Consider the following 13,634-nt stretch of genomic DNA (forward strand, 5'->3'; position numbering starts at 1 on the left):
ATTATCAAAATTGTGTTCTTTATGTTTTAGGGACTAAAAGTTTATAGATGCACAAAATTAAAAAAGGACCTTCTAATCGAAGGTCCTTTTTTATAATCCAAAGTTATAACTTGGGTTAAACTCTTGTAATCTTGGCTCCTATGGCACGCAAACGCGTATCAATATTTTCGTAACCTCGATCGATCTGTTCTATATTGTGTATAGTGGAGGTGCCTTTGGCAGACAAAGCTGCTATGAGCAAAGAAACACCTGCTCTAATGTCCGGAGACACCATGGTAGTAGCTTTTAGACTGGATTTAAAGTTATGTCCTATAACCGTAGCCCTATGGGGATCGCAGAGAATAATCTTAGCACCCATATCAATTAATTTATCTACAAAGAACAAGCGACTTTCGAACATTTTTTGATGAATTAAAACTTCACCCTTGGCCTGGGTCGCCATCACTAGGATAATACTCAATAAATCCGGAGTAAGTCCAGGCCATGGAGCATCGGCCACCGTTAAAATGGAACCGTCTATATAATTTTGAATCTCGTAGCCATCCTTATGCTCTGGAATTACGATATCGTCTCCCTTACGCTCCAGCTGTATTCCCAGTTTTCTAAAAACCGAGGGAATCTGGCCCAAGTCGTCCCAACTAACATTCTTGATCGTTAAATGACTTCTGGTCATAGCCGCCAATCCAATCCAACTACCGATCTCGATCATATCCGGCAACATTCTGTGCTCTGTACCTCCTAGGCTGTCAACACCTTCAATTTCCAATAAATTGGAGCCTATACCAGTAATTTTAGCGCCCATTCTATTCAGCATCTTACAAAGTTGCTGTAAATAGGGTTCACAAGCGGCATTGTATATGGTAGTCTTACCATCGGCTAAAACAGCAGCCATAACTATGTTGGCTGTTCCGGTAACAGAAGCTTCATCCAGAAGCATATAGGTACCCTTGAGCTTTTTGGCTTCGACCCCATAAAAGTGCTCCTCCTTATTATATCGGAATTTCGCCCCCAACTTAATAAAGCCCTCAAAATGGGTATCCAAACGTCTTCGTCCAATTTTATCACCTCCTGGTTTAGGAATGTATCCTTTACCAAAACGAGCCAATAATGGTCCCACGAGCATAATAGAACCTCTTAAGCCTCTACCATCCTCTTTAAATTGTGCGGACTGCAGGTATTCCAAATTAATGTCATCCGCCATAAAAGTATATGACCCTTGACCTTTCTTTTGAATTTTAACACCCAAATCCTCCAACAATGATATTAGTTTATTTACGTCTACAATATCCGGGATATTGGTAATAGACACTTTTTCTGAAGTAAGTAGTACGGCACAGAGTATTTGTAATGCTTCATTCTTTGCCCCTTGCGGTGTTATCTCACCATGTAATTGATGACCGCCTTCTATTTTAAATGTTCCCATTAAAGTTTGAGAAGATTAGTACCGTTTTTTACCGCGGTTTTGATTTCTTTGCGTTTTTTTACCAGTATTGGTCCTTGGAGTTTTTGCGACACGATTCTTAAGGAATTGCCCACTTTCGGTCAGGTTTTCACCCTCCTTGGCAAGGTCTATTTGTCCATCGCTCAACTCATAAAGATGCTTGAATATAGCTTTGTCGTCAACGGTGTCCTTATTCCAATTTAGGTAACACTTTTTCATGTGATTGGCAATGGCATATTCCAATCCGTCACGCATATCACCTTTTTCCCATTTAACGGCCACATCGATCATACGTTTAATGTTGTTACCGTAAAACCTATATTTCGGAAAATTCTGAGGATATTCCAAAGGTTCAGGACGCTTCTGCAAGGTTTCCTGTGAGGTGATCGGGAACGGAGAGTCCACGTTCAACTTAAAATCGGACATGATAAACAGTTGGTCCCATAATTTATGTTGAAAGTCGGGAACGTCCCTCAAATGTGGTTGAATATTGCCCATAACACTTATTATGGCCTGTGCCACACGGTTACGTTCCGCATCGTCCTCTATGGAAATTGCATGATCCACCATTTTTTGGAAATGACGGCCATATTCGGGTATAATGAGCTTTGATCGCTCAGTATTGTATTCTAAGTTTTCTACTAAATTCAATTTGAAATATTTATTGCTATTGATTTATGATAAGGAAGTATTCTTATAACGTCTGCAAATTAACAAAATTATGCTAGAAATACTATTTTAGAGCGATATAACCCCTTTTACCTCCCCTACTTCCTTGTATTTGCGGATTACTTCATCCGGATTTTTAAGGTTCACCGTAATGGATAAGCTGGTGTATTTGGCATTTTTGGATTTTTTAGATTCGATTACCGCCCCTGTATTGTCAAAAATATCCTGAATCTGCTTAATCTTTTCCGGGTCTGTAGGCACAATAAACTTGTACAAGTAATTGGAAGGCCATTTACTGGTTTCAGCCAACTGTTCCTTTAATCTAGTATAAAAGTCATCTGATTTATCTTGATTCATGCCAATGTTTTTGCAAATATATAAAGTATCATTGGCAATTTTTTAATCTTAGGGGTATTTCATTACTTTGCACCAGTATTTTATGCAAGTAATTGCACAACCTTAAAGCACATTATTTGAATATCGAAAAAATTGTTATCACGGGTGGACCCAGTACCGGAAAGACCTCCATCATAGAAAAAATTGAAAAGGAGGGCTTTTTTTGTTTTAACGAGATATCACGGGAAATTACACTGGAGGCAAGGGAACAAGGTATTCCCCAGCTATTTATTTCGGACCCATTGCTTTTTAGTGAGCGAATTATTGAGGGCAGGATTAAACAGTTCAAAGCAGCCGAGGAGTTAAGTAATCCATTGGTATTTTTTGATAGAGGCATTCCTGACGTGGTGGCCTATATGGACTGTTTTGGACAAGCTTATGGGAACCATTTTGTGGAAAGCTGTAAGAACTATAGGTACGACCACGTATTTTTATTACCGCCTTGGAAAGAAATACACGAGTCTGACAACGAACGTTTTGAAAACTTCGAAGAAGCCCTTCGTATACATACATTCTTGGAAAAAGCCTATACCGATTATGGCTACAAAATTATAAATGTTCCCAAGGAAACGGTGGAAGGAAGGGTTACCTTTATACTCAATAAAATAAAAAATCTATAGTGCAGCAGCACCCTAAGGATATATTACAGAAATATTGGGGCTTTCCGGATTTTAAAAATTCTCAGGAAGAAATTATAAGCGCCGTATTGAATGGGCAGGATGTTCTTGCCTTGCTTCCTACGGGAGGCGGAAAATCTTTGTGCTATCAGATACCGGCATTGGCCCAGGAAGGTATTTGTATTGTGGTATCCCCATTAATCGCTTTGATAAGGAATCAGGTAGAGACCCTTAAAAAACTGGGAATAAAGGCCATAGCCCTTACCGGAGGCATTTCGTTTGATGAAGTAAACAATTTGTTGGACAACTGCCTGTACGGCAACTATAAATTCCTTTATCTCTCACCGGAAAGACTGCAACAGGAATTGATCCAGGAACGCATTCGGCAGATGAACGTAAACCTGATCGCCATTGACGAGGCCCATTGTATCTCTCAATGGGGAAACGATTTTAGACCTGCTTATTTGGAGTGCCACATACTTAAAGAATTGGCACCAAGTGCACCTATGATTGCCTTAACGGCAACGGCAACAGGAATGGTAGTCAAGGACATATGCCTAAATTTAAAGCTGGAACAACCGTTAGTAGTTAAAGAATCCTTTTCCAGAAACAATATAACCTTTAGTGTATGTTGGGAGGAAGACAAAAAATACCGTCTTAAAGAATTATGCGCCCAGACCAATGGGAGCGCCATAGTATATGTGCAGAGTAGAAAAATGACGATGGAATTGGCCTATTACCTGGCCCAGCAAGGACATACGGCCACCTTTTTTCATGGCGGCATTTCCAAAAAGGACAAGGATATTAGGTTAAATCAGTGGTTGGAAAACAAAGTAAAGATTATGGTGGCCACCAATGCCTTTGGTATGGGCATAGACAAGCCAGATGTTGGCCTAGTAGTACATTATCAAATTCCGGATAGTATGGAAAATTATTTCCAGGAAGCCGGAAGGGCCGGTAGGGATGGAAATGCGGCGAACGCTGTTCTCATTACCAACCAGACGGATGAAACACAGGTGCGAAAGCAATTTTTAGGTGTGTTGCCAGATGTTGACTTTCTAAAACTATTATACCGAAAACTCGCCAACTATTTTCAGATACCTTTCGGTGAAGGCAGTGGTGAAACCTTTCAATTGCCTTTTAATTCCTTTTGCGATACCTATAAACTTAATACTACATTAACGTATAACGGTTTAAGGTTGTTAGACCAAAATTCGGTCATAACCCTAACCGAGGCATTCTCCCAAAAGACGACAATCCGTATGATAGCGTCCAAGCACAATATATTTTCTTACTTGGATAAAAATCAGAAATCGGCGCCAACCATTCAAACTATATTGAGAACCTATGGTGGAATTTTTGATTTTGATACAAAGATCAATCCCCTATTGATCGGGCGGAAGGCCAATAAAACTGAAAATGAGGTGGTCGAGGTCTTGGAACAATTGGAAAAAGATGAAATAATTGAATATCACGCCCAGCACAGCGATCTGGAAATCACCTTTTTGGTTCCTAGGGAGGATGAACGGACTATCAATATCTTCGCAAAGAAAATCAAACAGATTCAGCAAGTAAAAAAGGACAATGTAGAAAGTATTTTGGGCTTTATTAAGAACAATACCCTATGTAGAAATAGGCAACTACTAAATTATTTTGGTGAAACCAGCGAAGAGAACTGTGGAAAATGCGATGTCTGTATCAAAAAGAATCCCGTGGGCAATGAAATTATAAGAATCATAGAACAGGACATATTACAAATCTTAATGGTAAAAAAAATAAATTCCAGAGGATTGATAAAATTATTGACCTACAAGGAAAGTTCTGTTATTTTGGCAATACAAAGGCTATTGGAGGATAGGAGAATAAAAGTGAATACGATAAATCAGTACGAAATAATCGAAAGATGAGCAAACCACGAATAGTGTTTATGGGTACCCCGGATTTTGCCGTGGCCATTTTGGACAAGCTTGTAAAGAGCGACTGTAATATTGTTGGGGTTATTACAGCTCCCGACAAACCTGCTGGCCGGGGAAGAAAATTACATGAATCTGCCGTTAAGACCTACGCGGAGGAACACCATTTAAAAATTTTACAACCTACGAACTTAAAGAACCCTGATTTTATTAAGGAATTGGAAGGATTGCAGCCAGACTTACAAATTGTGGTAGCTTTTAGAATGTTGCCCAAAGTAGTATGGGACATGCCATCTCTGGGGACTTTTAACCTTCACGCTTCCCTCCTTCCCCAATACCGTGGGGCGGCCCCAATTAATTGGGCCATTATAAATGGAGAGAAGGAAACTGGGGTGACCACCTTTTTTATTGATGATAAGATAGATACAGGAGAAATTTTACTTCAAAAGAAAACATCCATTTCCGATACCGATACGGCAGGCAGCTTACATGATAAGTTGATGTATCTAGGGGCCGATCTGGTTTTGGAAACCATAAATAAAATTGACAGTAAGGAAATAGTACCATACAAACAGCAGGAAGAAGCCCCATTAAAGGAGGCGCACAAACTACATAAGGAGACCTGTGAAATAGACTGGCAACGGAATATCTCTACAATTTACAATTTTATTAGAGGGCTTAGCCCCTATCCTACTGCTTGGACCACCCTGTACAATGGGGAAGAGGAATTGTTCCTAAAGATATATTTGGCCAAAATGGATTTGGAACCGCATCAATTAAAGGTTGGAAGTATTGTGGTTACAAAAAGAGAACTAAAGGTAGCCGTAATGGGAGGTTTCATTAATTTACTGGAAATTCAATTGCCAGGTAAAAGAAAAATGGCGACCAAAGAGGTATTAAATGGACTAAAATTAACAGAAAACGCCTATGTTGGGTAAACCCCCATGTTCATTGGGGGTACGGTGAAACGTAAAAAACGTCCTACTTTATCAACAAACGTTTCAAGTTATCAACAAAAATGCGGATTTACCCTTATTTTACTTGCGTTAATGGCAAATCCGTATAAATTTGTTGAAGAATTAATTATAATTAATAACACTTAATTTATCGAAATTATGAACAAAACAGAATTAATCGATGCAATGGCAGCTGATGCTGGCATTACTAAAGCCGCAGCTAAAAAGGCATTGGAATCTTTCCTAGGAAACGTTGAAGGTTCTCTAAAAAAAGGTGGTAGAGTATCTCTAGTAGGTTTCGGATCTTGGTCTGTATCTAAAAGAAATGCAAGAGAAGGTAGAAACCCATCAACTGGGAAAACTATCCAAATTGCAGCTAAAAATGTAGTGAAGTTTAAAGCAGGTGCTGATTTGAGCGGTGCAGTAAACTAGTCATAATTTATTATACATTGAAAGCACTTCTCTATTGGGAAGTGCTTTTTTTGTAAAAACACTTTTCAGATTAAGAGATTTGTTATATTTTAGGGATACAAGAACAAATTATATGGTCGCTGAAAAACCAAGAAAAGGCAAACTACTTATTGCTGAGCCTACCTTATCTGGTGATGTTTCCTTTAACAGGTCTATTGTCTTGTTGGCGGAGCATAACGAGGAGGGATCTGTTGGTTTTATCCTTAACAAACCTTTGGATTACAATATAAACGACCTGGTTACCGAAATAGATATACCTTTTCAGGTTTACAACGGTGGTCCTGTGGAACAGGACAATCTTTATTTTATCCATAAGGTCCCGGAACTGATTGTAAATAGCATTGAAATTTCCGATGGTATTTATTGGGGCGGAGATTTTGGGTCTATTGTAGATCTTATCAATAATAAAGTTATTTCTGAAAATGATATAAGATTCTTTTTGGGCTATTCAGGGTGGTCCTCGTTTCAATTGGATGAAGAATTAACTTCCAAGTCCTGGGTGGTAGTCAAGAATGACTATGAAAGTGATATCATACAAAAATCTTCCAACGCCTTTTGGAAGGAAAAAATGATGGAATTGGGGGGGAATTATGTTATTTGGTCCAATGCCCCGGAAAACCCCAGTCTAAACTAAGGATATTTAATTGAGCCTTGCGGCCGCATTCAGCTTGCCCAAAAGATCGGAAGCCACTTTATTGCCGTACTCCTTTTTCCTGTATTTAGTAATGGGTTGTATACCTCTAATGGCGTTGGTAATGAACAATTCGTCCGCTTTTTGCAACTCGAAGGGCGAAATAAAGGCTTCCTCAAAATTATAGTTATCCAACGCACCTAAAATTCCGATCAATTTCTTTCGCACAATTCCGTTTAAACAACCATCCTTTAAAGAAGGAGTCTTGATAAGCTGGTCCTTTACCAAAAATAGATTGCCATTTAAAGCTTCTACCACCTTTTTTTCATTGTTGAGCAACAGACAATTCTGATAACCATTTTCGGCAGCATAAATGCTCCCTACCACATTGATAGCCTTATTGCTGGTCTTTAAAGTGGAAAGCATATCCGGATTTACATAAAAATCTTTAAAAAGCTCTACTTCGTAGGTTTCATTATTTAGGGTATAGAACGGGGAGTCCAATACACTGGTCTCTATTATGTAGGATACGTCATTAGTTTGGGGCAGATATAGTCCACCATTATTTCTAAAAACGGTGAATCGGACTCTGGCCGGTTTTTCCAATAGTGCATTGGCTTTTACGGCAGCCATTATCTGTTCCTCCAAAAATTCCATGGTAAAATTCATAGGAATCTCCATTCTTAAAATCCGCATGGACGCCATAAGGCGGAGGTAATGATCTTCCCAAAAGAAAATTTTACCATTAACTACCCTAATGGACTCAAAAAGGGCATCCCCATAACGGAGCCCCCTATTTTCGTGATTAAGGTAAAATGTATTCTTAGAAAGTAGGTTTCCGTTAAAATTAACCATAAAAAAAGCCTTGAAAAAATCAAGGCCAAAGGTACGTTTTATTCCCTTAATGCCTTAAGCAGAACCCAAAACTTGTTTTAAACTGGATACTTGGTTCTCCCATAGCATTTTAGATTCGTCCACTTCATCCTCATCCGCAAAATCTGTAATAAACAGGGACACATCTTTGGTTATTTCATCTACGATGATACGCATTTCAAAAAAACTATCATCTTCTTCCGCTACCCAGGTAAATTTTACAAATTCATCGCTCTTGCGTTTTAATAATTTTGCTTGCTCTTCGGAGCCGTCCCAAATAAAATTGAACATTTCACCTCTGGAATTTACGTTGTCCGCGAACCATTCCGAAAGCCCTGAGGGGGTAGATATATATTGATATAGTAGTTGTGGCGAAGATTGAATTACAAATTCAACTTCATATTTAATTTTATCGCTCATTCTTAATAGTGTTTATGGTGGACAATATATATATTTATAAATGATAAAAAAATAAAACAGAGATAATATTTTTAGCGATCTAATTTGGAAAGGACCAAAAATTAACTTTATATTTGCACCCGTTTAAAACGGCACGGCGAGGTAGCTCAGTTGGTTAGAGCGTCGGATTCATAACCCGGAGGTCGGGGGATCGTGCCCCCCTCTCGCTACCAGTAAAATCAAGTAATCCAGGAGTTTAAGCTCCTGGATTTTTTTGTTAGGTACAACATAGGTACAACATTTTAAAGTTTACTTTCAAAATATTGCTTTCACTTCAAAAAGACCTATCACCAATTGTTTGACTCTCATTTTTCTAATAGATTGGTATTACACATAGTTTTATTTGTAGGATTATGCCCAAAACCTATTTGGATGAGCCGATCAAAAAGAACCGTTTGCGCCGAATTATAATATTAATAGGAAACTAGATTCTTAAAATCGATCCCTTTGTATTTAAATTAATTTCGATTTTTTAGCTGATGCCACCGGATTCAAAGCTGGACATATAGAAAATATTCTACACGTTCTAAACCGCTATACCTTCATTTTATTTCCTGATAAATCGGAATATTGTGGATAGGCAGACAAAACCATTTTGCTGGCCTCTAAATGCTTTAAATAAGTTTCTGCTAGTTACTAGAATCTTATGTCTGGAAGAAAGTGATTACTTAGTGGATTTGTTTTTTAATTTCAAGCGCAGCTCCACTCTAAACAACAAACCCCTGACACCTAAGGAAAGAATTTGATACGACTTGGTTAATTATATCCTCTAGTAGGGAGATTGGTGGAAGTGTTTGCTTTGATAAATTAAATATTCACCCTATTCACTATTGCAAATTTAGCTTTTATTCGTGCCTCCCCTATTGGGTCAACCATTAGGAAGTAAAGTAAACTTGCCTAATGACACCTATACATTTTACAAGGGAAGCCTATGTAATTACAATAAACTTTGGATGAAATGAATTGAAAGAACACTGCTATGCAAGAGCATAACGATCTTGCAATTCTCAAATGTACAGTTTTGAAAAACGATTCGTTTATTACTTTTTTGAATGCAGAATCTTTTCCATAATGCTTTTGGAAAGTGGTTTGTCAAAATGCCCTTTTATCATGGGGTGCTCCTTAGCCCTTGTCCGGTCTTTCGAATTTGAAAAGGCGGATAGAATATAGATGTCCGTTTTTTGTAAAACATTGCTGCCAATCTTTATTGTATCAAGAAATTCCCAACCGTCCATGCCGTTCATGACCAAATCTAGAAATATTAAATCCGGCACATCCTCTTTATTAATTACAGGATGGGCAAACATGTTCAAAACTTCTTCCGCAGTATCACAAACTATAGTCCTGCAATTAGAAATTGATTGTTCTATGCAATATCTTGACGCGAATTGCGACACTAAGTCGTCATCTATAATGCAAACTTTCAATTCCATTTTTGAGAAATTTAATAGTTGTAAATATGAGAAAGAATTATCACTTAATTATATATTCTAACTGGTAAACGTTCAAAAGGTCCATATTCTCGCTGTAACAAGAAAGCTTCATAAATGAGGTGCGTCTAACAGAACTTTGTTCTTTTTATTCTTTATCCGGTGTTTTAGTCATCCATTTTTAACAACCTTTAAATACCTAGTTCGGTGTAATTGCTACTTGATTTATCATAGTTACAAAACGAACGTAATTATCTGGCAATTACCAGTCTATTCAATTTCCTTCCCCGCTCGTCCACTATTACCATTAAGATGGTTACAAATTCAAAGTTGGAATGTGAAAATAGGTTATTTCTGACATCTACGGTATTTGAAAATTGCAGTTCCATTCTACTATTTTTAAATAGAATAGCAAAAATGTTCAAGATTTTTAAAATCTAATAATAAAAATAGTTAACAGGGAAAAAGCATATTCAAAGAAATCAATATGTTCTTAACAAGTCACCTCTCCAATAAGAGGTTATGGATTGCAATTGAAGAACAGTCACAAATTTAGGTTATGAAGGGCATTAATTAATCATAAATGGACTCGACCAAACTCCTAAACAATCACTACCTGCATCTACGCAACATTTTAGGTGCCGTTCACATCATTTTGACAGGCTGAAATGGCTATTTAAGTAAATTGGCCGTGATTTAAACCCCGAATATACCTATCATGAAATTAAGATGTATAATTGTAGACGATTCCTCTATGCAGCGAATCGCCGTAGCAAGATTAGTGAACAATCATCCAAACCTGGCTATGGTAGCCGAGTTCAGCAATGCCATTGAAGCAAAAAGCGGTATCAAAAATAATGACATCGACCTTATTTTCCTAGATGTAGAAATGCCGATCATCAGTGGTTTCGATCTTTTGGAATCCTTGGACAACCCTCCACAGGTAATTTTGATTACAGGCAATCCTGATTATGCCCTTAAGGCTTTTGATTATGACATAACGGATTACCTATACAAACCTATATCTTTATCCCGTTTTGATGCCTCTGTAAAAAGAGCTGTGGCCAAATACGAGCAGATTCATAAGTCAAATGAGGAAGAAGAATATATCTTCGTGAAAAGTAACCTAAAAAAACGCAAGGTAGTATTAAACGATATTAAATGGATCGAAGCTCTTGGTGATTATGTTAAATTGGTGACCAATGAAGGTAATATCGTTATACTTTCTACTATGAAATCTTTTGAAAAACAGTTGCCAGGGGATAAATTCCTAAGGATACACAAATCCTATATCGTGAATTTGGAAAAAATTGAAAAATTTAACAGTAAAATTGTTCAAGTAGCTGGAACACAAGTACCATTGAGCCGAAACAAAAAAACCGAATTGGCTGATGCACTTTATAATGTTTAAAGATTATTCAAGGTATTTAGATTCCCAACACGATAGCTTTAATAAGCTCTCGTGTTCATGTTATAGATATTTATGAAAATACTTATTATAGAGATGAAATCTAATAATTAGGTTAAGCCATAATCAAAATTAGTTATTTTATATTTTTGGATCGAGCTCCTGATACTGGCAACAGTCAACATAGATATCCTATTTAAATTATAAACAGTGGTATAACCATGATATATAAAATCACTTTTGGCATACACCAATCCCTTTGCCACTCCTTTGAAAATTGCTTAGAAGCTATCCAGTCGTTTTTCCCCTATCTACAAAAAAACCAGTTGGGCACTAGGCAATATCTGATTCTAACATCTGTTATTTTATATTCAAAAAATAAGATTTTAGGAGTAGACCCCTTAATACTTTTTTTTAGGTGTATAACTATACTTAAATTTAGAATATTGAATCCACCACTTTCTTTTACTCCACTCCATCTTTGATGGTGTTTGATTCAATTAAATGGCTATAAATATTCTTCTTTAGATTGAATGAAAGTATTGGATCTATTTTGCTCCCATTCTTCAGTATCTCATAGTGTAGATGGTATCCTGTGGAACTTCCTGTGCAACCCACCGCGCCAATCATTTCGTGCTGTTTTACTGTTTGCCCCTTTCGGACAAGCACCTTGTTCAGATGTCCATACAATGTTTCAAAACCAAAGCGATGTTTAATGATAATATGTGTACCATAGCCTTTTTTGGAATATAGGATATTCAGGATAGTACCTGATGCCGATGAATAAACATATTTTCCACGCGCGGTGGCCAAATCGATTCCATAATGTTTCTTCTCTTTATCTGAAATTGGATGGACACGAATGCCATAGTTACTTGAAATGGAATAATTGCCTTTCTCCAACGGAACAGCGGATGGAAATTGCTCTAGCAACTGAGGCTGGTATTTTAGGTAGGTCTCTAATGAACCCATATAGGAATAGTCAGGGATTTGATATAAAAATCCAACTATTCGTTCTTCAATTGCTATAAGCAACTGATTTCGTTCCCTTTCTATAAGGACTGAATCCGTTAATGTAGATTCTAAATTCATTTTAAGGCGTTCTTCATAAAAGTCCATTGTGATGTAGGCTTCCCTAAAAATGTAGGCTTCCCTAAAAATAGGACAGTATAAAATTCGAATTTATTAATTTTAAATTTTAACTGTCACATGAAAAGAACAAAGTTTACGGAAAGCCAGATTGTCAAGGCGCTAAGGGAAAACGAACAGGGAAGATCCGTTGGCGATATTTCCAGGGAACTGGGTATCGACAAAAGTACATTTTACTACTGGCGCAAGAAATACGGGGGTATGGAGCAGCAGCAACTGAAACGTCTAAAGGAGCTCGAAGAAGAGAACAATAGGCTAAAACAAATGTATGCGGATGTTAGTCTGGACAATAAAATGCTAAAGGACGTTTTGTCAAAAAAGTTCTAAGGCCTTCCGACAAGAGAGTTCGAGCAAAATATCTCATCAAACAATATACGGTTCCCATATTACGTGCGTGTAAACTTGTTGATTTAAGCAGATCAATGTGGTATTACCAAAGTAGACGGGATGACAGCGAAGTCATCGACAAGCTAACCGAGTTGGCCGNATCATATCCGACCCGGGGTTTTGATGAGTATTATCATAAGATCCGTCGTGAGGGCCTAAAATGGAACCGAAAGCGTGTGTTGCGTGTGTATCGCAATATGAAGCTGGGCCTTAGGCGCAAGCATAAGAAACGTTTGGTAAAACGTGTAAAGCAACCCTTGGAAGTACCTTCACAGCTCAATGAGTGCTGGAGCATGGACTTTATGAGCGATGCGCTTAGCGATGGTAGAAAAGTACGCGTATTCAACGTTATTGACGACTGTAACCGGGAAGCTATCGCCATTGATGCTGGACTATCCTATCCAGCACGGGCGGTCATTGAAACATTGGAAAACCTGAAAGAAGATATAGGGACTCCCAAATATATAAGATGTGATAACGGACCGGAATTTATCTCAAAGACATTTATGAACTGGTGTAAAATGAACTTTATAGAAATCAAATACACCCAACCAGGAAAACCGATGCAGAACGGATACATAGAACGGTTCAACCGTTTTTATAGAGAAGACATATTGGATGCTTATTATTTTAATGACGTACATCAGCTCCAAAAGATAAGCGATAACTGGCGGGAGGACTATAACTTTAACCACCCACATAAGTCCCTGGGCAATAAATCGCCCAAAGAATATATGCCCAGATTTGATGAAGAATTTAAATTCTTCATCAAATCTGACCTAAACAACAATTATTTATCGAATTTAGAGGTGTCCTAAAAAGGGGAAGCCTACA

General features: G+C 37.7%; 16 protein-coding genes and 1 tRNA gene. 9 read left to right on the plus strand and 8 right to left on the minus strand.

The features are described 5' to 3' along the window. Positions 1 to 115: 115 nt before the first annotated feature. From murA to MWU78_RS07750, 3 genes are all read right to left on the minus strand, one after another. Positions 116 to 1,423, minus strand: a complete 1,308-nt coding sequence (murA, locus tag MWU78_RS07740; RefSeq protein ID WP_246996627.1) for a UDP-N-acetylglucosamine 1-carboxyvinyltransferase — start codon at positions 1,421 to 1,423, stop codon at positions 116 to 118. A 15-nt stretch (positions 1,424 to 1,438) separates the two neighbouring features. Next, on the minus strand, positions 1,439 to 2,092 hold the full coding sequence (locus MWU78_RS07745) for a DUF4290 domain-containing protein (RefSeq protein WP_246996629.1): 654 nt from the start codon (positions 2,090 to 2,092) through the stop codon (positions 1,439 to 1,441). Between the two features lie 87 nt (positions 2,093 to 2,179). Beyond that, positions 2,180 to 2,467 carry a DUF493 family protein gene (locus MWU78_RS07750; protein ID WP_246996631.1) on the minus strand — a complete coding sequence of 96 codons (288 nt, stop codon included), beginning with the start codon at positions 2,465 to 2,467 and terminating at the stop codon, positions 2,180 to 2,182. A gap of 116 nt (positions 2,468 to 2,583) precedes the next feature. Here MWU78_RS07750 and MWU78_RS07755 point away from each other — a divergent pair, with 116 nt between their 5' ends. From MWU78_RS07755 to MWU78_RS07775, 5 genes are all read left to right on the plus strand, one after another. Then, positions 2,584 to 3,126, plus strand: a complete 543-nt coding sequence (locus MWU78_RS07755) for an ATP-binding protein (protein WP_246996633.1) — start codon at positions 2,584 to 2,586, stop codon at positions 3,124 to 3,126. Then, positions 3,126 to 5,030 carry a RecQ family ATP-dependent DNA helicase gene (locus MWU78_RS07760; protein ID WP_246996635.1) on the plus strand — a complete coding sequence of 635 codons (1,905 nt, stop codon included), beginning with the start codon at positions 3,126 to 3,128 and terminating at the stop codon, positions 5,028 to 5,030. The genes MWU78_RS07755 and MWU78_RS07760 overlap by 1 nt, the downstream gene beginning before the upstream one ends. After that, positions 5,027 to 5,974, plus strand: a complete 948-nt coding sequence (gene fmt / locus MWU78_RS07765; protein WP_246996637.1) for a methionyl-tRNA formyltransferase — start codon at positions 5,027 to 5,029, stop codon at positions 5,972 to 5,974. Before MWU78_RS07760 ends, fmt begins: the two co-directional genes overlap by 4 nt. A 177-nt stretch (positions 5,975 to 6,151) precedes the next feature. Then, positions 6,152 to 6,424 (plus strand): HU family DNA-binding protein, encoded by a 273-nt coding sequence (locus tag MWU78_RS07770; RefSeq protein ID WP_031443811.1) that lies wholly within the window; start codon positions 6,152 to 6,154, stop codon positions 6,422 to 6,424. A gap of 112 nt (positions 6,425 to 6,536) precedes the next feature. Continuing rightward, positions 6,537 to 7,097, plus strand: a complete 561-nt coding sequence (locus MWU78_RS07775; RefSeq protein WP_246996639.1) for a YqgE/AlgH family protein — start codon at positions 6,537 to 6,539, stop codon at positions 7,095 to 7,097. 6 nt (positions 7,098 to 7,103) lie between these two features. On the opposite strand, the gene MWU78_RS07780 is transcribed toward MWU78_RS07775, so the two are convergent. Continuing rightward, positions 7,104 to 7,949 carry an aminotransferase class IV gene (locus tag MWU78_RS07780; protein WP_246996641.1) on the minus strand — a complete coding sequence of 282 codons (846 nt, stop codon included), beginning with the start codon at positions 7,947 to 7,949 and terminating at the stop codon, positions 7,104 to 7,106. Positions 7,950 to 8,003: 54 nt separating this feature from the next. Continuing rightward, positions 8,004 to 8,387, minus strand: coding sequence for an START-like domain-containing protein (locus tag MWU78_RS07785; protein ID WP_111623129.1), 384 nt, complete (start codon positions 8,385 to 8,387; stop codon positions 8,004 to 8,006). A gap of 135 nt (positions 8,388 to 8,522) precedes the next feature. Here MWU78_RS07785 and MWU78_RS07790 point away from each other — a divergent pair. Further along, a tRNA-Met gene (locus tag MWU78_RS07790) sits at positions 8,523 to 8,599 on the plus strand. An 867-nt stretch (positions 8,600 to 9,466) separates the two neighbouring features. On the opposite strand, the gene MWU78_RS07795 is transcribed toward MWU78_RS07790, so the two are convergent. Together MWU78_RS07795 and MWU78_RS07800 are read right to left on the minus strand one after the other, a co-directional pair. After that, positions 9,467 to 9,859 carry a response regulator gene (locus MWU78_RS07795; RefSeq protein ID WP_103441856.1) on the minus strand — a complete coding sequence of 131 codons (393 nt, stop codon included), beginning with the start codon at positions 9,857 to 9,859 and terminating at the stop codon, positions 9,467 to 9,469. 248 nt (positions 9,860 to 10,107) lie between these two features. Then, positions 10,108 to 10,245 (minus strand): hypothetical protein, encoded by a 138-nt coding sequence (locus MWU78_RS07800; RefSeq protein ID WP_157943813.1) that lies wholly within the window; start codon positions 10,243 to 10,245, stop codon positions 10,108 to 10,110. A 329-nt stretch (positions 10,246 to 10,574) separates the two neighbouring features. Here MWU78_RS07800 and MWU78_RS07805 point away from each other — a divergent pair, with 329 nt between their 5' ends. After that, a complete protein-coding gene (locus MWU78_RS07805) occupies positions 10,575 to 11,267 on the plus strand; it encodes a LytTR family DNA-binding domain-containing protein (RefSeq protein ID WP_103441855.1) in 693 nt (230 codons plus the stop codon). Positions 11,268 to 11,729: 462 nt separating this feature from the next. Here the strand turns inward: MWU78_RS07805 and MWU78_RS07810 are convergent, their stop codons facing one another. Further along, positions 11,730 to 12,356 carry a M23 family metallopeptidase gene (locus tag MWU78_RS07810; protein ID WP_246996643.1) on the minus strand — a complete coding sequence of 209 codons (627 nt, stop codon included), beginning with the start codon at positions 12,354 to 12,356 and terminating at the stop codon, positions 11,730 to 11,732. 117 nt (positions 12,357 to 12,473) lie between these two features. Between MWU78_RS07810 and MWU78_RS07815 the strand changes: the two genes are divergently transcribed. After that, positions 12,474 to 12,740 (plus strand): transposase, encoded by a 267-nt coding sequence (locus tag MWU78_RS07815; protein WP_031443010.1) that lies wholly within the window; start codon positions 12,474 to 12,476, stop codon positions 12,738 to 12,740. Between the two features lie 35 nt (positions 12,741 to 12,775). Continuing rightward, complete coding sequence (locus MWU78_RS07820) at positions 12,776 to 13,618, plus strand: IS3 family transposase (protein ID WP_246996669.1); 843 nt, start codon at positions 12,776 to 12,778, stop codon at positions 13,616 to 13,618. The last annotated feature ends 16 nt before the right edge of the window (positions 13,619 to 13,634 follow it).

The organism is Arenibacter sp. F26102 (assembly GCF_023015865.1).
Classification (GTDB): domain Bacteria; phylum Bacteroidota; class Bacteroidia; order Flavobacteriales; family Flavobacteriaceae; genus Arenibacter.

Coding starts and splice junctions, on each gene's coding strand:
- murA (WP_246996627.1), bottom strand. CDS start 1,423: ATGGGAACATTTAAAATAGAAGGCGGTCATCAATTACATGGTGAGATA.
- MWU78_RS07750 (WP_246996631.1), bottom strand. CDS start 2,467: ATGAATCAAGATAAATCAGATGACTTTTATACTAGATTAAAGGAACAG.
- fmt (WP_246996637.1), top strand. CDS start 5,027: ATGAGCAAACCACGAATAGTGTTTATGGGTACCCCGGATTTTGCCGTG.
- MWU78_RS07770 (WP_031443811.1), top strand. CDS start 6,152: ATGAACAAAACAGAATTAATCGATGCAATGGCAGCTGATGCTGGCATT.
- MWU78_RS07775 (WP_246996639.1), top strand. CDS start 6,537: ATGGTCGCTGAAAAACCAAGAAAAGGCAAACTACTTATTGCTGAGCCT.
- MWU78_RS07780 (WP_246996641.1), bottom strand. CDS start 7,949: ATGGTTAATTTTAACGGAAACCTACTTTCTAAGAATACATTTTACCTT.
- MWU78_RS07785 (WP_111623129.1), bottom strand. CDS start 8,387: ATGAGCGATAAAATTAAATATGAAGTTGAATTTGTAATTCAATCTTCG.
- MWU78_RS07795 (WP_103441856.1), bottom strand. CDS start 9,859: ATGGAATTGAAAGTTTGCATTATAGATGACGACTTAGTGTCGCAATTC.
- MWU78_RS07800 (WP_157943813.1), bottom strand. CDS start 10,245: ATGGAACTGCAATTTTCAAATACCGTAGATGTCAGAAATAACCTATTT.
- MWU78_RS07805 (WP_103441855.1), top strand. CDS start 10,575: ATGAAATTAAGATGTATAATTGTAGACGATTCCTCTATGCAGCGAATC.
- MWU78_RS07810 (WP_246996643.1), bottom strand. CDS start 12,356: ATGAATTTAGAATCTACATTAACGGATTCAGTCCTTATAGAAAGGGAA.
- MWU78_RS07815 (WP_031443010.1), top strand. CDS start 12,474: ATGAAAAGAACAAAGTTTACGGAAAGCCAGATTGTCAAGGCGCTAAGG.